General features: G+C 68.5%; 20 protein-coding genes. 8 read left to right on the top strand and 12 right to left on the bottom strand.

The window, feature by feature from the left end:
• Window positions 1-23 precede the first annotated feature (23 nt).
• Window positions 24-1,433, top strand: a complete 1,410-nt coding sequence (locus AC0QSG_RS00510) for a class II fumarate hydratase (RefSeq protein ID WP_475376292.1) — start codon at window positions 24-26, stop codon at window positions 1,431-1,433.
• On the opposite strand, the gene AC0QSG_RS00505 is transcribed toward AC0QSG_RS00510, so the two are convergent.
• From AC0QSG_RS00505 to AC0QSG_RS00490, 4 genes are all read right to left on the bottom strand, one after another.
• Window positions 1,434-2,264: a family 1 encapsulin nanocompartment shell protein gene (locus tag AC0QSG_RS00505; RefSeq protein ID WP_435727570.1), complete on the bottom strand. Its 831-nt coding sequence runs from the start codon at window positions 2,262-2,264 to the stop codon at window positions 1,434-1,436.
• Window positions 2,261-2,686, bottom strand: a complete 426-nt coding sequence (locus AC0QSG_RS00500; RefSeq protein ID WP_435727569.1) for a ferritin family protein — start codon at window positions 2,684-2,686, stop codon at window positions 2,261-2,263. Before AC0QSG_RS00500 ends, AC0QSG_RS00505 begins: the two co-directional genes overlap by 4 nt.
• Window positions 2,687-2,820: 134 nt before the next feature.
• On the bottom strand, window positions 2,821-3,291 hold the full coding sequence (locus tag AC0QSG_RS00495; RefSeq protein WP_475376291.1) for an NUDIX hydrolase: 471 nt from the start codon (window positions 3,289-3,291) through the stop codon (window positions 2,821-2,823).
• 38 nt (window positions 3,292-3,329) lie between these two features.
• Window positions 3,330-3,836 (bottom strand): prepilin peptidase, encoded by a 507-nt coding sequence (locus AC0QSG_RS00490; protein WP_435727567.1) that lies wholly within the window; start codon window positions 3,834-3,836, stop codon window positions 3,330-3,332.
• 57 nt (window positions 3,837-3,893) lie between these two features.
• Between AC0QSG_RS00490 and AC0QSG_RS00485 the strand changes: the two genes are divergently transcribed.
• Entirely contained in the window at window positions 3,894-4,691 is a 798-nt protein-coding gene (locus AC0QSG_RS00485; RefSeq protein ID WP_475376290.1) for a hypothetical protein, read from the top strand.
• 76 nt (window positions 4,692-4,767) lie between these two features.
• On the opposite strand, the gene AC0QSG_RS00480 is transcribed toward AC0QSG_RS00485, so the two are convergent.
• Both AC0QSG_RS00480 and AC0QSG_RS00475 read right to left on the bottom strand, forming a co-directional pair.
• Complete coding sequence (locus AC0QSG_RS00480) at window positions 4,768-6,042, bottom strand: PhoH family protein (RefSeq protein WP_435727614.1); 1,275 nt, start codon at window positions 6,040-6,042, stop codon at window positions 4,768-4,770.
• Window positions 6,043-6,413: 371 nt separating this feature from the next.
• Window positions 6,414-7,175, bottom strand: coding sequence for an isoprenyl transferase (locus AC0QSG_RS00475; protein ID WP_435727565.1), 762 nt, complete (start codon window positions 7,173-7,175; stop codon window positions 6,414-6,416).
• 198 nt (window positions 7,176-7,373) lie between these two features.
• On the opposite strand from AC0QSG_RS00475, the gene trhA reads away from it, so the two are divergent.
• The 3 genes from trhA to AC0QSG_RS00460 are packed head-to-tail and all read left to right on the top strand — an operon-like array spanning window position 7,374 to window position 9,646.
• A complete protein-coding gene (trhA, locus tag AC0QSG_RS00470; RefSeq protein ID WP_475376289.1) occupies window positions 7,374-8,042 on the top strand; it encodes a PAQR family membrane homeostasis protein TrhA in 669 nt (222 codons plus the stop codon).
• Window positions 8,043-8,084: 42 nt separating this feature from the next.
• Window positions 8,085-9,302 (top strand): MFS transporter, encoded by a 1,218-nt coding sequence (locus tag AC0QSG_RS00465; RefSeq protein ID WP_475376288.1) that lies wholly within the window; start codon window positions 8,085-8,087, stop codon window positions 9,300-9,302.
• On the top strand, window positions 9,299-9,646 hold the full coding sequence (locus AC0QSG_RS00460; RefSeq protein WP_475376287.1) for an ArsR/SmtB family transcription factor: 348 nt from the start codon (window positions 9,299-9,301) through the stop codon (window positions 9,644-9,646). Before AC0QSG_RS00465 ends, AC0QSG_RS00460 begins: the two co-directional genes overlap by 4 nt.
• 27 nt (window positions 9,647-9,673) lie before the next feature.
• Here AC0QSG_RS00460 and AC0QSG_RS00455 read toward each other — a convergent pair whose 3' ends face one another.
• On the bottom strand, window positions 9,674-9,985 hold the full coding sequence (locus AC0QSG_RS00455; RefSeq protein ID WP_475376286.1) for a hypothetical protein: 312 nt from the start codon (window positions 9,983-9,985) through the stop codon (window positions 9,674-9,676).
• Between the two features lie 75 nt (window positions 9,986-10,060).
• Window positions 10,061-10,978, bottom strand: a complete 918-nt coding sequence (mca, locus tag AC0QSG_RS00450; RefSeq protein ID WP_475376285.1) for a mycothiol conjugate amidase Mca — start codon at window positions 10,976-10,978, stop codon at window positions 10,061-10,063.
• A gap of 69 nt (window positions 10,979-11,047) precedes the next feature.
• Here mca and AC0QSG_RS00445 point away from each other — a divergent pair, with 69 nt between their 5' ends.
• Both AC0QSG_RS00445 and greA read left to right on the top strand, forming a co-directional pair.
• Entirely contained in the window at window positions 11,048-11,488 is a 441-nt protein-coding gene (locus tag AC0QSG_RS00445; protein WP_475376284.1) for a DUF4307 domain-containing protein, read from the top strand.
• Window positions 11,489-11,722: 234 nt separating this feature from the next.
• Entirely contained in the window at window positions 11,723-12,214 is a 492-nt protein-coding gene (gene greA / locus AC0QSG_RS00440; RefSeq protein WP_435727559.1) for a transcription elongation factor GreA, read from the top strand.
• Between the two features lie 76 nt (window positions 12,215-12,290).
• On the opposite strand, the gene ilvA is transcribed toward greA, so the two are convergent.
• The 4 genes from ilvA to AC0QSG_RS00420 all read right to left on the bottom strand — a co-directional run bounded on the left by ilvA (window position 12,291) and on the right by AC0QSG_RS00420 (window position 16,605).
• Entirely contained in the window at window positions 12,291-13,541 is a 1,251-nt protein-coding gene (ilvA, locus tag AC0QSG_RS00435; protein WP_475376283.1) for a threonine ammonia-lyase, read from the bottom strand.
• A gap of 26 nt (window positions 13,542-13,567) precedes the next feature.
• A complete protein-coding gene (locus AC0QSG_RS00430; protein WP_475376282.1) occupies window positions 13,568-14,761 on the bottom strand; it encodes an AI-2E family transporter in 1,194 nt (397 codons plus the stop codon).
• On the bottom strand, window positions 14,752-15,684 hold the full coding sequence (locus tag AC0QSG_RS00425; RefSeq protein ID WP_475376281.1) for an aldose 1-epimerase family protein: 933 nt from the start codon (window positions 15,682-15,684) through the stop codon (window positions 14,752-14,754). The genes AC0QSG_RS00430 and AC0QSG_RS00425 overlap by 10 nt, the downstream gene beginning before the upstream one ends.
• Window positions 15,685-15,783: 99 nt before the next feature.
• Window positions 15,784-16,605 (bottom strand): Bax inhibitor-1/YccA family protein, encoded by an 822-nt coding sequence (locus tag AC0QSG_RS00420; protein WP_435727555.1) that lies wholly within the window; start codon window positions 16,603-16,605, stop codon window positions 15,784-15,786.
• Between the two features lie 381 nt (window positions 16,606-16,986).
• Between AC0QSG_RS00420 and AC0QSG_RS00415 the strand changes: the two genes are divergently transcribed.
• On the top strand, window positions 16,987-18,261 hold the full coding sequence (locus AC0QSG_RS00415) for a branched-chain amino acid ABC transporter permease (protein WP_475377347.1): 1,275 nt from the start codon (window positions 16,987-16,989) through the stop codon (window positions 18,259-18,261).

Genomic DNA, 18,261 nt, shown 5'->3' with positions numbered 1-18,261 from the left:
CGGGCCGGGCGTAGGCTGACCCCATGGCCGACTCCACAGACTTCCGCATTGAACACGACACGATGGGCGAGGTCCGGGTTCCGGCCGACGCCCTGTACCGCGCGCAGACGCAACGCGCCGTGGAGAACTTCCCGATTTCCGGCAAGACACTCGAGCGCAAGCACATCGAGGCCCTCGCCCGGGTGAAGAAGGCCGCGGCGCTCGCCAACGCCGAGCTGGGAGTCATCGACTCCGAGTTGGCGAACGCGATCGCCGCCGCGGCGGACCGAGTCGCCACTGGCGAGTTCGACTCGCACTTCCCGATCGACGTCTTCCAAACCGGCTCGGGAACGTCGTCGAACATGAACACCAACGAGGTCCTCGCCGAGCTTGCCAGCCGCGCGCTGGCGGAGGCCGGCAGCGACAAGGTGGTCCACCCCAACGACCACGTGAACGCGTCCCAGTCCTCCAACGACGTCTTCCCGACGTCCGTCCACGTCGCGGCCACATCGGCCCTCCTGGGGGACCTCGTGCCCGCCCTGGAGCATCTCGCCGCGTCGCTCGAGCGCAAGGCGGCGGAATTCCAGGACGTGGTCAAGTCCGGCCGAACGCACCTGATGGACGCCACGCCCGTCACCCTGGGGCAGGAATTCGGCGGCTATGCCGCCCAAGTACGCTACGGCGTCGAACGCATCCACTCCGCGCTGCCGCGCGTTGCCGAGGTGCCACTCGGCGGCACCGCCGTGGGAACGGGCATCAACACCCCGGCGGGCTTTCCTGCCCGCGTGATCGAACTGCTGGCCTCCGACACCGGACTCCCGCTGACGGAGGCGCGGAACCACTTCGAGGCGCAAGCGAACCGTGACGGGCTGGTCGAGGCCTCCGGGCAGCTGCGCACGATCGCCTATTCGTTCATGAAAATCAACAACGACCTCCGCTGGATGGGCTCCGGACCGAATACCGGCCTGGGTGAGATCAACCTGCCGGACCTACAGCCGGGATCCTCGATCATGCCGGGCAAGGTCAACCCCGTCATCTGCGAGGCCGCCCTCATGGTGGCCGCGCAGGTCGTCGGGAACGACACGACCATCGCGTTGTCCTCCACGAACGGGGCCTTCGAACTGAACGTCGGGATTCCCGTCATGGCGGCGAACCTGCTGGAGTCCATCCGCCTGTTGGCCAACACGTCGCGTGTGATGGCCGACAAGATGGTCGACGGCATCACGGCCAACGTGGAGCGCGCCCGCTTCCTCGCCGAGGCGAGCCCCTCGATCGTCACTCCGCTCAACAAGTTCATCGGCTACGAGAACGCGGCCAAAATCGCCAAGAAGGCGGTGGCAGAGGGCCTCACGGTCCGCGAGGCCACTCTCGCGCTGGGCTTCGTCGAGCGCGGCGACCTGACGGAGCAGCAGTTGGTCACGGCCCTGGACGTGACGACCATGACCTCGCCTTAGTCAGGGTGTTTTTTCGTCGTCTCCTGAGGTGAGGTGCACGGCGGCCTCCGGCGTGGCAACGCGGAAGCTGAACGACTGCTCAAGGTACAGGTGGATGTTCCGGGCGTCGTGGTGGCTGTACCCGATGGAGAGGTCCTGGCCAGATTCGAACAGGAAGTCCCCGCCGCGAAGGCTCATCACCACGGCGCCGCGGACCCCGGGCGCCCAGACGATCGGCCCCTCCAGGACGCGGCGGAGGTGCTCGGCGAGCAGATACCCCCCGCGTTCCGTGGCCTGCGTCACCGCCGTATAGTGCCCCGGCCCGAGGGCCAGGCCGAACGGCCCCGAGATGCCCTCCCGAAGCAGTTCGGCCACAGCCGTGGCCACGCGTTGGGGGTAGTCGGAGAAGTCCTCCACCCTGGGCACCGTCGCGAGCGTCGTGGCCTGCGTGATGCCGGTGATGTGTGCCTGCCGCCAGCCGTGGAACACTGCGCGGTTCTCGGCGCTCGCGATGAGCACGGCCGCGGCGTCGAGGTTCGACAGGTCAATGTCCGCGGCGCCGCGGTCCGCATCCAGCAATTCGTCGCGGGAGACCGTGAAGTCCACCCGCATTTCCGCAAGCGGAAGCACGCGCCGGCGCCGCGAGAGGAGGCCGTCGCCGTCGGGTGCCGCCAGGGACTCGGTGCGCCCGAGGTTCGTGGCCGAGTAGTCCCATCCGAACGGCCCGGAGAAATCAACGAGTTTCCGGGCACCGAGGGTGGTCGTGAGCCGGTCGCGCGCCTCGTCGTCGAGCAGTTTCCAGCCGGCCTCCGTGATCGGGGCGAGTTCGCGGAGCAGATGGTTTGCGGTCATGACGCGATTCCTTTCAATGAACCGATGCCGAGGGATCCGTGGGGCGGCCCGCCGGCGGGCCGCACATCGGGTCCGCTGGCCGCACCCGCGACCCCCGATCCGGCATCCGGGCCCGCGGCCTCCTCCGCGGCGCGGCCGTTGACGACGATGTCGCCGTCGCGGAGCAGCGTGCCGCGCGCGATCGCTCCCCATTGGGGTTTCGCCCGCAGGAGAAACTCCAGTTCCATGCAAAAATGCTTGAACTCCTCGCCGAGCGAGTCCTCCATGATGGCGCGGGCCGCGGGGTCGGACTCGAGCGAGATCCGCTGCTGGTACCAGCCAATCGCCTCGGCCTCCTCCGTGAGGTTGGCGCACATGCGCGCGAAGGTCCGGGTCTCGGCGGACAGCTCCGCGGGTGGTTCGTGGTACTGCTCGAATCCCATGTTCGCCCCTTCGGTCCGCGCCACCGGAGCATCTCCGCCCGGCGGCAACCTGTGGTGGTCTGCCTGCCGCCAGCCTAGACCCGGGGCACGGGCATCCACCACCGGTTGGGGGCAACCGATCGGGCAGGCGGGCTTCAGCGCAGGAACTCGGCGGCGGCCCCGCCGGAACGCGCCCACATCAAGGCACGCTCGTGTTTTGGCGGTAGCACGGGACGGTCTATGTCATGAAACCACGCCACGTCCGTGTTCTCGTCGTCGTTGACCCGTGCCTCACCCGCCAGGTATCGACACTCAAGGACGATGTCCAGGTACTGGGCGCGGTCGCCGTTGGGATACGTGACCGGGTCCGTCGTGCCGACCCCGGCGAGGCGCACCACCTCGACGTCGACCCCGGTCTCCTCCTGGACCTCGCGCACCGCGGCCGGTGCGGGCTCCTCGCCGGGCTCCAGGATCCCCGCAGGCAGGGTCCACAGCCCGTTGTCCGCCCGGCGGACCAGAAGAACGGCGCCATCCTCGCGGTGCACCACCGCCTTCACGCCGGGAAGCCACAGGGCGGCCGTGCCGATCTGCGCGCGCAGACCGCGGATGAAATCGGGTACGGGCATGTCCTCAGCATGCCACGTGTCGCGCTTGCCGCACGCCGTTAGCCGGCCACGACGAGCGCCGCCGCCGTGCCGAGGATCATGAAGGGCCCAAACGGAATGGACGACTTCCGGGTCGCCCTCCGGACCGCGATCATGGCCAGACCGAATACCCCGCCCACGACGAACGTGGCCAACGTGGCCAGCAACAGGTGCTCCCACGTGAGGAAGCCCAGGTACATGCCCAGGATGCCGGCCAGTTTCACGTCGCCGAGCCCCATGCCGGCGGGCTGGATAAGGTGCAGCACCAGGTAGAACGCGAAGAGGGCGGCGCCGGCGAGCACCAGGCGCAGGAGCGCGGCCCAGTCCCCCGACACCGCGGAGGCCGCCCCGAGCAGAACCAGCGCCGCCGGGTACCAGGGGAAAACGATCCGGTTCGGAAGCAGGTGGGTCCGCGCGTCGATCCACGCGAGCCGGAGACCGTTGACCACGAACAGCATCAGGGCCAGCGCCAGGAAGACGGCGGCGACGGGTTGGGCGGCGCGCAACTCGCCGAGGGCGTCGATCATGGAACCACGCTACTGCAAGCCCGGGCCCGCCACGGCCGCGGAGTCTAGACTGTGGACATGGGGAACCAGCCCGCATCGACGGACAATCGTGGACCGGCGGCTGCGGCGGCGGCTTTCCGGCGTCTGTGCCGGTCGTCGCCGTGGCGGTGGGAAAACCTGCGCTTCGAGGTCGAATGGTTTCCGCCGACGTCCGCCCAAACCGATCCGGTCCCGGTACCCCGCGTCCGCGCCTGGTTGCGCCGCCCCGACGCGCTGCGGGTCGAGGATCCGGAGGGATCGCTCCTGTTCAGCACCACGCGCATCAACGATTCGCGCGACGCGTTCTATGTTTCCGGCAGCCGCAGGTCCTGGCTGCTGCCTCCCCGGCTGACGACGCCGGTCTACGACCACGACGGACTCGTGCGCCGGCGCCCCGAGGCCGCCTACGGGGATCCGGGGTTCGCGGACCCGCGCTGGGCCGCCATGCTCGATCCGGTGGAACTGGCGGGCAACGCCCCGGTGCCGCTGGAGTTCCCTTTCTCCAACGTGGTGGAGATCCATTCCGTCACCGACGTACTCCACGGGGACCGGCCCGCCGTCGAGGCCGTGGTCTCCCCCAACGAAACGTTCCGTCCCGCCTCCGCCGGTAGCCCGCTGATCGCGCCCGGCAAGACCCGGGTGCGGATCGACCGGCAGACCGCGGTGTGCGTTCTGGCGGAGGCGCTCGACGGCGACGACGCCGGTCGCGGCCACAGCCTGCGCATCCTGGCCGTGGACGAGTACATGCTCGACGACCTCTTCGTGGAACAGTCGATGCACCTGACCGATGTGCGGGACCACATTCCATGGATCGTCCACCCTGAGCGCGGCAACTAACGCGCCCTCGGCGCCACTGGTTGGGTACGGCACCATCCGGTGTCCCCCGGACCGTGCCGTACCCGGCCGTCGGCAGCTACTGCCCCGAGTCCTCGAGCATGTCCGTCACCAGCGCGGCGATCGGAGAGCGCTCGGAACGGGTCAGCGTGATGTGGCCGAACAACGGGTGGCCCTTCAGCGTTTCAACGACGGCGGCCACCCCGTCGTGCCGACCGACCCGGAGGTTGTCGCGCTGGGCGACGTCGTGGGTGAGCACGACCTTCGAGTTCTGCCCGATCCGGCTCATCACCGTCAGCAGGACGTTCTTCTCCAGCGACTGCGCCTCGTCGACGATCACGAACGAATCGTGGAGGGACCGTCCGCGGATGTGGGTCAGCGGAAGGACCTCCAGCATGCCGCGGTCCACCACCTCGTCCATGACGTTCGGGCTCACCAGTGCCCCGAGCGTGTCGAAGACCGCCTGCGCCCAGGGGTTCATCTTGTCGTTCTCCGAGCCGGGCAGGTACCCGAGTTCCTGGCCGCCCACCGCGTAGAGCGGCCGGAACACCACCACCTTGCGGTGTTCGCGCCGCTCCATCACGGCCTCGAGTCCCGCGCAGAGGGCCAGGGCGGACTTGCCGGTGCCGGCGCGCCCGCCGAGGGAGACGATCCCGACGTCCTTGTCCATCAGCAGGTCGATCGCCAGCCGCTGCTCCGCCGAGCGGCCGTGCAGCCCGAACACGTCGCGATCGCCCTTAACCAGCCGGACGAGGCCGTCGTCCCCGACGCGCCCCAGTGCCGATCCGCGGTTGGAGAGGATCACCAGACCCGTGTTGACCGGCATGTCCTTGGCGTCCTCGATCAGGACCGCCTCGTTCCCGTACAGCGACGCGACATCCTCGTCGACGACGTCGACCTCGGCCATGCCCGTCCAGCCGGAGTCCTTCACCAGTTCGTTGCGGTATTCGTCGGCCTGCAGCCCCATGGCCGACGCCTTGACGCGCATGGGCAGGTCCTTGGACACCACGGTCACGTCCCGGCCCTCGTCGGCGAAGTTCTTGGCGACGGCGAGGATCCGGGAGTCGTTGTCCGTCCCGCGGAAACCGACCGGAAGGACCTCGGTCGAAATGTGGTTCAGCTCGATCCGCAGCGATCCGCCGTCGTCCCCGAGCGGCAGGGCCTTGTCCAGTCCGCCGTGTTGGACGCGCAGCTCATCCAGCAGCCGCAGCGCCTTGCGCGCGAAGTAGCCGACTTCGGGGTCGTTGCGTTTCTTTTCCAGCTCGGAGATGACCACGATCGGCAGGATGACCTCGTGCTCGGCGAAACGGAGCACGGCGCGCGGGTCCGAGATGAGCACCGACGTGTCCAGCACGTAGGATTTTTCGCCGACGCTTTGGCGTTCGGCCGTGGCGGGCCGGGCTGCGGCGCCCGGAAGGTCTGCGGTCCTGCCGCCCGCCGGGCTCGTGCCGGGTGCGGACTGGGTCTTTGCTGCCACGATGACTCCCAACCAGGGCGCGAGCCCTAGATAATCGCTACGGGTGTGCCGGAGCGGCCGCGAGGCCGGTTCCGGCCTCCCGCGTTCTTGAGAGAAATCCTCAACGGGTGGCCTTTCCGATCGACTGGCCCTGTTGCCGGCCGATGTCCCAAAAGTAGCCCCGCGGCACGCCCGGAGGGCATCGACGCACCGGCGTTTCGATTAATTTCGGATGAACGGCAGAACCAGGGCACGACGCCGGGGCCCGGCTAGCATCCGAAGCGTCGCTGCCGGTCCGCGAAGTCGCGCAACGCGCGCAGGAAATCGACCTTCCGGAAGTCCGGCCACAGCGCCTCGCAAAAATAGAACTCGCTGTAGGCGCTTTGCCAGGTCATGAACCCGGAGAGACGCTGCTCCCCCGACGTGCGGATGACGAGATCCGGATCCGGCTGGCCACGGGTGTAGAGGAAGCGCGAAACGTCTTCGATCCCGAGTTCGTCGGCGACCTGCGCGGCGGACTTTCCCCGGGCGTGCGCGTCCCGGAGGAGTTCCTTCACCGCGTCCACGATCTCGCGGCGGCCCCCATAGCCGACGGCCACGTTGACGTGCAGTCCCCGTGCCCCGCGGGTGGATTCCGCCAGCGCGGAGAGCTTGTCGGAGAGGTAGTCCGGAAGCAGTTCCTGCGCACCGACGGGTTGGATCCGCAGTCCGGGATTGGCGCCGAGGCGGTCCAGCATGTTGGCGATGATGCCCATCAGCTGGTCCAGCTCGTCGCTGGAGCGGTTCATGTTGTCCGTGGAGAGCATGTACAGCGTCACGGTGCCGATCCCGAACTCGTCGCACCAGCCCAGGAATTCCAGGATGTTGTCCGCCCCGGCCTGGTGGCCGTGGGACGTCGGCGCGCCGGCGAGCTTCGCCCAACGCCTGTTCCCGTCGACCATCATGCCGATGTGCCGCGGAAGCTTCTCCGGTGGCAGGTCCCTGCTGATGACCCGCCCGTAGAGTCGATAGAGGAGCTTGGGCAACCTCACCACGCGTCCTCCGATTCCGTCGTCGCGGCCCGGCCCACCTCGGGCCGCCACACAGCCAACGCTACCCGCTACCGCGCCCGTCCGCCCAAGCCCTCAGCACGTGCACCCGGGACCACGCCGCCCGGAAAGGCCGCCCGACGGCCCCTCGCCGGGCAACCACCGCACTTGTTACCCGTGAGTACGGATAGAATTGGCTTCATGCCCACGCATGGCGGCGACGCCCCCTTGACCGATGAACTGAAACCGCATCTTCGCGGCTGGCTCCACGCCGGCATGGCGCCGCTGGCCCTCGCCGCCGGCATAGTTCTCGTCGCGTTGGCGCCGTCGGCGGCGGGGAAGGCCGCGTCGGCGGTGTACGCCGTCACCGGCCTCCTACTGTTCACCGTCTCGGCCATCTACCACCGCGGCAATTGGTCCCCGCCGGTGAAGCGGTTGCTCAAGCGGCTCGACCACACGAACATCATGCTGGTCATCGCCGGTTCCTACACGCCGCTGGCCTGGGCGCTGCTCCCGCAGGACAAGGCCGCCTGGCTTCTGGCGCTGGTGTGGGTCGGCGCCATCCTCGGCGTCCTGTTCCGCCTGCTGTGGACCGATGCGCCCCGCTGGCTCTATGTGCCCGTCTACGTCCTCCTGGGACTGGCGTCGATGCTGTTCATCGGCGATTTCTTCGCCGCCAACGTCGCCGCGGCCGTCCTCGTTTGTGTCGGCGGAGCCCTGTACATCGCGGGAGCCGTTTTCTACGCCCTCAAGCGACCGAACATCCACATCGAGTGGTTCGGGTTCCACGAGTTGTTCCACGCATTCACGGTGGGCGCGTTCACCTGCCACTACATCGCCATCATGTTCGCGGTCCTGGGAACCCGCTAACCCCACTCGACATGTGCACCATTGCGCACATATACTAGCCGGATGTTGAGCGTCCTCCGAAACCCCACGTACGCCCGCCTCTTCGCCGCCCAGGTGCTTGCCCTGTTCGGCACGGGCATCCTGACCGTGGCCCTCGGCCTGTTGGCCTTCGACCTCGCCGGCGAGCGGGGCGGAGCCGTCCTCGGCACCGCCATGACCATCAAGATCGCGGCCTACGTGTTCTTCGCGCCGCTGGTCTCCGCCGTCGTCGGCCGCTTGCCGCGCAAGGCCGTGCTCATCGGCGCCGACGCGGTCCGCGGGCTCACCGCGCTCTGCCTGCCGTTCGTCACGGAAGCCTGGGAAATCTACGCCCTCATCTTCCTGCTCCAGGCTGCCTCGGCGACGTTCACCCCGACGTTCCAGGCCCTGATTCCGGCGGTCCTGCCCGACGAGCGGGATTACACCCGCGCCCAGTCGTGGTCCCGGATCGCCTACGACATGGAATCGATCCTCAGCCCGCTCGCGGCCGCGGCCCTGCTGAGCCTGATCTCCTTCCACAACCTGTTTTCCGTCACGGCCGCCGGGTTCGCGTGCTCGCTCCTGCTCGTGGCCGCCACCCGTCTGCCGCGCGTCGCCGACTCCGCCCGGGGATCCCTCTGGCGGCGCACGACGGCGGGCACCCGCATCTTTGCGGCGAACCCCACGCTGCGGGCGCTCTTGGCGCTGGACCTCGTGGTGGCGTGCGCCTACGCGACGGTGCTGATCAACACTGTGGTGCTGGTCAAGGGGCCGCTGGGCCTGGGGGACGCCGAACTCGGCATCGCCCTGGCGGTGTTCGGCGCGGGGTCGCTGGCGGTGGCGCTCGCCCTACCCCGGTGGATCGACGCCCGCGGCGAGCGTCAAGCGATGCTGGCCGGATCCACCGTGGTGGTGGCGGGACTGGCGGGAACCCTGCTGGTCAGCCAGGGCCCACCGGGCGCCGCCTCGTGGCCCGGTCTGCTGGCCTCGTGGCTGCTGCTCGGGGCCGGAACGTCGATGATTTCGACGCCGGCCGGGATACTCCTGCGCCGCGCGTCGTCGCCCGAGACCCGCACGGCGGTCTTCGCCGCCCAGTTCTCGCTCTCGCACGCCTGCTATCTGCTGACGTATCCGCTCGCCGGTCTCGCCGGGGCGGCACTGGGACTGGGGACGGCCGCATCGCTGATGCTGTTCCTCGGGCTGGTGGGCACGGCCGCCGCCGTCGTGCTGTATCCGCGCCGCACGCCTAGGCTGGTGCGATGACCGAGCCCGGCGTTTCCCCGATCCACCCGATGGCGCCGGACGCCGAGCGCCTCGGCGCCGCCGCGTCCATGTTCCGCCTGATGTCCGACGAGACGCGCCTGAACATCCTGTGGTTGCTGACCGAAGGCGAGCGGGACGTCGCGGGACTCAACGCCGCCTGCCCGGGATCACGCACCTCGATCAGCCAGCACCTGGCCAAGCTGCGCCTCGCGGGGATGGTGGACGCCAGGAGGCAGGGACGCCGCGTGCTGTACCGGCTCACGGACGGCCACCTCGTCCGGCTCCTCCGGGAGGGCTACAACGCCGCGGACCACCGCGTGACCGGCGAGGCGCACCACCGCTGAGCGGCGGGGCGGAACCGGCGCGGAACGCTACGGGCGCCCGCGGCCCTCCCGGTCGGTCTCGTCCGGCAGGACGCCGCCTGCGGCACGTTCCTCCGCGTCGTCGTCCCGCAGCAGGCGCCCGCGTTCGACCAGCTCCTGCTGGCGATCCTCCGCCTGGGCCGTGTAGCGCACCCGGCGAATGCGGCGGACCATGTCGCGGATCAGGAAGATCACGACGATGACCAATAGGGCGGTGGCGACAAAGCCCGCGAATCCCGGGCCTATCTCGCGGGCCGCATCCCCGGTGGGGACGGACGGCGCCGAGCTGGCGGAGACGGCGAATGGGTACATCAGGTTCACAGGGCGGCTCTTTCTGGTGCGTCGCCGGCCGGCGCCGGCGCACATCCATCCTAGCGCGGGCGCGGCCTGCCCCGCCTACCGCAGCCCGGCGAAAAGGTCGCTTTCCGGCACCGACGTCTCGACCCTGGACGTCACGAGGGTGAAGTCCTCCCACGGCCAGTGCTCGGCGTAGACGTTCGTCGGAACGGCGAAGAAGAACCCCTCGGGGTCGATCTGCGTCCTATGCGCCAGCAGCGCGCGGTCGCGGTGGCCGAAGAAGTCCGCGCAGGCGATTTGTGTGGTCGTGGAGTGCGGATTGGCCCACGGGAACATTCCCTCCTCCGGGTGCTCCTCCCAGGACTCGACCCGCTCGCGGTAGGGCGATTCCACGCCGCGGGAAAGCATCCCGTAGTGCAGCGCGCGGAAGCGGTCCGGGCTGAAGGCGCGGTCGAAGTACAGTTTCGACGGCGCCCACGGCTCGCCCAGACCGGGGTAGCGATCCGCGTCCCCGGCCGCCTCGAAGGCCTCGACGGCGACGCTGTGCGCCATGATGTGGTCCGGGTGCGGGTAGCCGCCGTTCTCGTCGTAGGTCGTGACGACGTGGGGGCGGAACTCGCGGATGAGACGGACCAGCGGCGCCGCGGCCCTCTCCAAGGGCTGGAGCGCGAAGCATCCGAACGGCAGGGCCGGCAGCGGATCGCCTTCGGGAAGCCCCGAGTCGACGAAGCCCAGCCACCGGTGCGTGATCCCCAGGACCTCGGCGGCCTCGGCCATTTCCTGGCGCCTGAGGCCGGCAAGGTCGCGGTGCGCGTGCGCAAGCTCACCGGCCGCCGCGTTGAGGATGTCGCCGCGCTCCCCTCCCGTGCAGCTCGCAACCATGACTTCGGCCCCGGCCGCCACGTAGGCGGCCATCGTTGCGGCGCCCTTACTCGACTCGTCGTCGGGGTGCGCGTGCACGGCAAGCAGGCGCAGTCCATCGGACGGCGGAATCGGGACAATACGGGGGTTTTCCACTGGGTGTTGCTCCCTCCGGTTCCGGTGCGGCCGGTGGGCAGCAGCCGGAAAGGACATAGACTGGACGGGATGAATTCCCACCAGTCAGCGGCCGCCGGGAGTCCGGACAACGCGCCGGTCTCAAGCCTAGCCAATCGCTATGGCGCGCCCAAGCGCGCCATCGCCCCGCGGCAAAGAAATATCGCCATCATCGTGGCCCTCGTGCTGTCGGTGGCCGCCGCGGGCCTGTTGGCCGTGTGGAACACGCAGGACATCACGTCCAAGGACATTGCCTTCGAGATCAGCTCCCCCGCGTCGGCCACCGTGGTCTTCGACGTGGACAAGAACGCCGCGGACAGCGTGGAGTGCTCCGTCCGCGTGCTCAACGAGAGCTACGCCGTCGTCGGCTGGAAGACTGTCGTGCTGGAAGGCGGCAAGGGAAACGGTCGCGAAAAGACGCGGCAGGTCGTCGACATGCGCACGGAATCCCTGGGCGTCACGGGCGGCGTCGGCTCTTGCTGGGAACGCTGACCCGCGGACTTGCGCGCCACATGGCGCGTCGCCGGTTGGGGTTTGGCCAAGATAGTGGCTAAAATGTATCTAATACGATCCACCCCGCCATCGTTGGTGAGCGAACGCCTTCACCAACCCGCAGGCGGGGTCTTTGCTTGAGAGGGCACTTCCCGCCATGGGGAGCGCCTCCTGGAGTCAGAGGAAGTTCTGCGGCCGGACAGGCGTCCGGCCCATCACTACAAGGAGAAGTACGTGCCCACGAACAATGAAGCAGTCGTCTGGCTCACCCAGGAGGCCTTCGACCGCCTGACCGTCGAACTCGAACACCTGCAGGGACCTGGTCGCTCCGAAATCGTGGACCGAATCGAGCAGGCCCGCTCGGAGGGCGACCTCAAGGAAAACGGCGGCTACCACGCCGCCAAGGAGGAGCAGGGCAAGGCCGAGGCCCGCATCACCTACCTCAAGGACCTCCTGCAGAAGGCCCACGTCGGCGAGTCCCCCGCGGACGACGGCATCGTCGAGCCCGGCATGCTGGTCGAGGCCGTCATCGCCGGCGACGACACCACCTTCCTCTTCGGCAGCCGCGAGGTCGCCGGCGACTCGGGCCTCGAGGTCTACAGCGAGCGCTCCCCCATCGGCGCCGCCGTGCACGGCAAGAAGGTCGGGGACAAGCTCTCCTACACCGCGCCGAACGGCAAGGACATCAGCGTCGAAATCGTCTCCGCCAAGCCCTTCCAGGGCTAGCCGAGGCGCCACAAAGGGCGGGCCGGTCACCTTTCGGTGGCCGGCCCGCCCTTTTCGCGCCGGACCGCCCGACGGACTAGGGGTGCACGACGACGGGTTGGAAGCCCTCGGCGCGGAGGTTCTGCAGCACCTGCTCGGAATGGAGGTGGCCCTTGGTTTCCATGTCGATCGTGATGGCCACGTCGCCCATGCTCAACGAACCACCGACACGCGTGTGGTCCACTCGGGTCACATTGGCGTCGGACTCCGCGATGACGCGCGAGATCGTGGCCAGTTCGCCTGCCCTGTCGTCCAGCATCATGCGAACCGTCAGGTAGCGGCCGGCGACGGACAATCCGCGCTGGATCACCTTGAGCATCAGCAGCGGATCGATGTTCCCGCCCGAGAGGATGACGGCCGTCTTCTTGGACTCGATGCCCATCTCGGCCAGCTTGCCCTCCAGCAGCGCGGCGACTCCCACCGCGCCGGCGGGCTCCACCACCAGCTTCGAGCGTTCCAGCAGGAAGACCAGTGCGCGCGCCAGCGCGTCCTCGCTGACGGTGACGACGTCGTCGACGAGCTCCCGGATGATCTGGAACGGCAGCTGGCCCGGGCGCCCCACCGCGATGCCGTCGGCCATCGTCGAGACCTTCTCCAGCGGCACGAGGGCGTCGGCCGCGAGGGAGGGCGGGTAGGCCGCGGCGTTTTCGGCCTGGACGCCGATCACCCGGATGTCGCGGCCCAGCTCCAGCGCCCTGGCCTTGATGGCCACCGCGACTCCGGCCAGCAGCCCTCCGCCGCCCACTCCCATGAGGACCGTGTCGACGTCGGGCAGCTGTTCGAGCACCTCGAGGCCGATGGTTCCCTGGCCGGCGATGATGTCGGCGTTGTCGAACGGGTGGACGAAGACCGATCCGGTGGCGTCGGCATACCGTTTCGCCTCGGCCAAGGCCTCGTCCACGTTGTGGCCATGCAGCACGACCTCGGCCCCGTGGTCCTTGGTCGCCGTGAGCTTGGGAAGCGCGACGCCGAGCGGCATGTAGATGCGCGCCTTGATGCCGAGCCTGTCCGCGGCGACCGCGACGCCCTGCGCATGGTTGCCGGCCGAGGCCGCCACGACGCCGCGCGCCCGCTCCTCGGGCGAGAGCCTGGCCATGCGCACATAGGCCCCGCGGACCTTGAACGAACCGGCCTTCTGCAGGTTCTCGCACTTGAGGAACACTTCCGATCCGGTCACCAGGCCGATGGCGCGCGAGTGCTCCACCGGAGTGCGGGCAATCACCCCCTCGAGGAGTTTCGCCGCCGATTCGACGTCCGCGAGGGTGACTGGTGCGGTCTTGGTGTTCATGTCCGGCTTTCTCGAGGGGTCGTTGTTCATGGGGTGCCTACCGTGCCTGGGACGAACGGCCCCGCGCGCGGCGGCCCCTCGCCGTCCGTGTCCGCCGGGGCCTGTCCGGCAGGCGGCGGCGGATTCGCGGCGGGACCGTCGGCGTCCCAACCGCGACCGGCGATATAGCGCACCATCGTGCTCAAGACGGCCATCACGGGAACCGCGAACAGGGCGCCGGCGATGCCCGCGATCATCGAGCCGCCCGCGACGGCGAGGACCACCGCCAGCGGATGCAGGCTGACCGCCTTGCCCATCACCAGTGGCTGCAGGATGTGCGACTCGGCCTGCTGCACGATCAGGACGACCGCCAGCATGATCAGCGCGTTGACCCACCCGTTGGCCACGAGCGCCAACAGCACGGCCAGCGCGCCGGTCACCAGCGCACCGAGAATAGGGATGAAGGATCCGATGAAGACCAGTACGCCGAGGGGCAAGGCCAATGGCACCCCCAGGATCAGCGCGCCGAGGCCGATGCCCACGGCGTCCACGAAGGCGACAAAGAGCTGGACGCGGACGTAGTTGACCAGTGTCCGCCAGCCGAGGCGTCCGGCACCGCCGGTTGCGGTCTGGGCCTGCCTGGGCATCAGGCCGACGAGGAATCGCCAGATCCGGCCGCCCTCGAGCAGGAAGAACACCAGGGCGAAGACGGCCAGCAGGAAACCCGCCGCGAGGTGCCCGAGGCTGCTGCCCCAGGACAGCGCGCCGGTCACGATGGACGCGCTGTTGTCCTGCAGTTCGCGCAACGCGTTCTCGATGTAGCCGTCGAGTTCCTCGTTGGAGATCTGCAAGGGACCCGTGGCGAGCCATCCTTGGATCTGCGAGAGTCCGGTGAGGGCCTGGTCCCAGAGGGACGCGAAGCCGCGCGCGAGGGTGCGCCCCACGACGGAGAGCGATCCGACGACGACGGCGAGGAAGCCGACGACGGTCAGCGCCGTGGCGACGCCGTTGGGCAGCCCGTGCCGCCGCTGAAAGGACACGATCGGCGAAAGGAGCCCGGACAACAGCGCCGCGACCATTACCGGGATGACGAGGAGCGACACATGGGACAACAGCCAGACGACGATGCCCGCGGCGAGGATGATGGCGATCATCCTCCACGACCAGGCGGCGGCGATGCGCACGCCGTACGGGACGTCCTCGTCCGGCGCCCGCCGCGGCAGCGGTGGCGTCACAGCCATGATTGGATGCCCCAGGTGCCGGACAGGCTTTCGCCGGCGGCCAAGCGGACGAGGCCGTTTCCGCTGTTGTAGGCGTCGGCCGGCGCGGACATGGGCTCCACGGCGACCGCGAGCGGCCGGCCGCGGTAGGTCTCCGTCACGAAGATCTGCGCGTAGGGGAATGTGGCATCGGCCCACAGTGCCACCTTGCGGCCATCGGGGGCCTCGAGGACGTGCCGGTACGGGCCGTCGGCGTCCGGCACCAGCCCGGTGAGGGCCACGTCGACGCGCACTTCGTCGAGGCGGCGTCCGCGGCGGAAATCGGCGTCGCCGGTGACGCCCTCCTCCGACGTCGGAATAAGTTTCCCGTCGGTGACCAGCCTGCGGTCTCCGTTCACCGTGAGCACCAGGTCCCCGATGGGTACGTGGCCGATCCGCAGGTAGGGATGCGCGCCGATGGCGGCGGGCGCCGAACCGGCTCCGTGGTTCAGGAGCTCCTGACTTACCGCCAGGTGTCCGTCGTCGTCGAGGGCATACTTCGCCGTGTGCGTCATGCGGAAGGGGAAGCCGTGCTGCGGAAAGATCTCCCCCCGCAGCGTCACGGACGCGGGCTCGACGGACACCGGCGCATACCCGGTGTTGCGCAGCAGTCCGTGCGACGCGTTGCCGCGGGACGGTTCGGTGATGTCGAGTTGCTGGACCTTGCCGTCCAGTGTCCACCGGCCGTCGCGGATCCGGTTGGCCCAGGGCGCCAAAAGGATTCCGGAGCCCGACGGCGGAAGCTCGTCGGCCGCGTACGGCTCCACCAGATCCAGGCCGTGCCTTCGGTAGGAACGCAACGAGGCGGCGAGTTCGGTGACCGTGGCCTCGGCGGGCCCGTTGCGGATCGTCCACTGGCGGCCCGTGGCGGCCTGTCCGGGGGCCTCCCGTTCTTGCTCGGTCATGGACTTACGTTAGCGCCATTGCGTGCCGCCGGCGGAATAGGTGACGATGGCGGCACCCGTTCGGGTGCCGCCATCGTTGGTTCGCCGTGAGCCGGGTGGCTACTGGGTCATTTCCCTGATGATCGCGATGATCCGCAGGATCTCCACGTAGAGCCAGACCATGGTCACGGTCAGGCCGAACGCGGCGGTCCAGGAGTACTTCTCGGGCGCGCCGTTGCGGACGCCCGCCTCAATCGACGTGAAGTCGAGGACCAGTGCGTAGGTGGCCATCAGGACGGCCAGTGCGCCGATCGCCAGACCGAACCAACCGGTGCGCATCCCGAACATGCTGTCGGTGACCCCGAACATCATCATGCCGAGGTTCACGAGCGAAAACACCAGGTACCCGACCATGGCGATCATGAACATCTTCGTCATCTTGGGGGTGGCGCGGTACTTGCCCGAGCGGTACAGCACCAGCGTGACGGCGAAAACGCTCAACGTCGCCGCGACGGCCTGGATAGCGATCCCCGGATACAGTGACTCCAGGACGCCGGACAGCCCGCCGATGAAGACGCCCTCGACTCCCGCGTATAGCAGGATCAGCGCCGGCGAGGGCTCCTTCTTGAAGCTGTTGACGAGGCCCAGCACCAGCCCGATCAGCACCGCCGGGAGCATGAGTCCGGGGAGCTGCCAGCCGACGAGGGCGCCGACGACCAGCAGTCCGAAGGACATCAGCGTCTTGGTCACGACGTCGTTGTACGTCATGCGTCCGGTGTCGGCGGGGCCGGCCGAACGCTGGCTGTACAGGTCCTCAAGCTGCTGGGCGTTCATGGTGGCCTGCGACTGCTGCGCCGTGGCCATGCCTCCCATGGAAGCCTGCGGATTGGTCTGTGAGCGGAAGGACTTCGAGTTGAAGACCGGATTTCCCCCGAGTGCCATTGATTCTCCTCAAATGGTTGTTGATGACAAGCCTACTGTTACAACGCGCAACAGCCGCCGATCTATCCCCGGATTGTCCGCAGGGCGAAATTTTCCCCCAAGGGAACCCGAGTCGCACGGCACAGAACCCCGCGCGGCGGCCCGATCCCTGGCCGGTTGTCAAGAATTGACAGTCGTTATCGTATTGCGACCTCTCAGGGAACATTGACTTGACTGGCAGGAAACATAGCGGCGCTACGATAAGCGGTACTAGTGACACAGGTCACAGGCTCATCGCCGCACCGCTCATTCCCGCCCACAGGCGGGGACGCCCCCACACCGGAGGTCCACCACGTGATTCACTCCCGACGCCTGACCCGCTGGGGTTTCCTTGGCGCACTGATGCTGGCGCTGCTGGCATCTTTGTTCGCCACCGCGACCGCGGTCCACGCCCAACCATCGACGGCGACCCCGCAGATGGTTGCGGCGCAGGCATCCGAACAAGAGCTCGCCATCCGCGGAACCCTGCGCAACGGCCCGGAACCGTTGGAGGGGGTCCGCATAACCGCCACAGGCACCGGCTTTAGTGGCGAAGCCGTCACGGACGACAACGGACGCTGGGAAATCGTCGTCCCCGAGAAGTCCACCTACCAGGTGGAACTCGACATCGGCACTTTGCCCGACGACGCCCCGCTGGGCGAAGGCCAGCAGAACCCCCGCACGGTGGAGTTCGGAACGACGTCGAACGTTGGCGTGATCTTCCAGGTCGGCGAGGCGGCCGCGGCCACGCAGGTGAGCTTCGTGGACACGCTCGCGGAACGGGCGTTGGCGGGACTGAGCTTCGGCCTCCTGCTGGCCCTCGCCGCCGTCGGCCTGTCCCTCATTTTCGGCACCACCGGGCTCACCAACTTCGCGCACGGCGAGATGGTGACGTTCGGCGCCGTCGTCGCGTTCGCGCTCAGCACGACCGGCATGCCGGTGTGGCTCGCGATGATCCTCGCGGTCGTCGCCGGCGGCGCCTTCGGGTACGTCCAGGACTGGGGACTCTGGCGCCCCCTCCGGCGCCGTGGGTCCGCCCTGGTGCCGATGATGATCGTCAGCATCGGCCTCGCGTTGGCCGTCCGCTACATCATCCAATTTTTCTTCGGCGGATCCACGCGGCAGCTCCCCGGTGCGCAGAGCCCGATCATCGAGTTCGGCACGGTGGGCATCACGCGGAACAACCTGACTTCTCTGGTCATCTCGCTGGTGGTCATCACCGTCCTCGGCCTGCTGCTCCTGAAGACCCGCTGGGGCAAGGCCACGCGTGCCGTCGCGGACAACCCGGCGCTTGCCTCCGCGTCGGGCATCGACGTCGATGCCGTGATCCGCATGGTGTGGGTGGTCGGTGGCATGCTCGCCGCGCTGGGCGGCATCCTGTGGGCGTACTACCGTCCCGGGGTGTCCTTCAACATGGGCCAGCAGATCCTCCTCCTGATCTTCGCGGGTGTCACCCTCGGCGGGCTAGGCACCGTCTTCGGGGCCCTGATCGGGTCCGTCCTGGTGGGTCTCATGGTGGAGATCTCCACGATCTGGCTCGAAGCCGACCTCAAATACGTCGGGGCACTATTCGTTATGATCGCCGTCCTCCTCTTTCGGCCCCAGGGCATCCTGGGCCGCAAAGAGCGAGTGGGCTAG

It is taken from the genome of Arthrobacter sp. LT660, from assembly GCF_056172845.1.
This window is presented reverse-complemented; position numbering and strand designations above follow the sequence as displayed.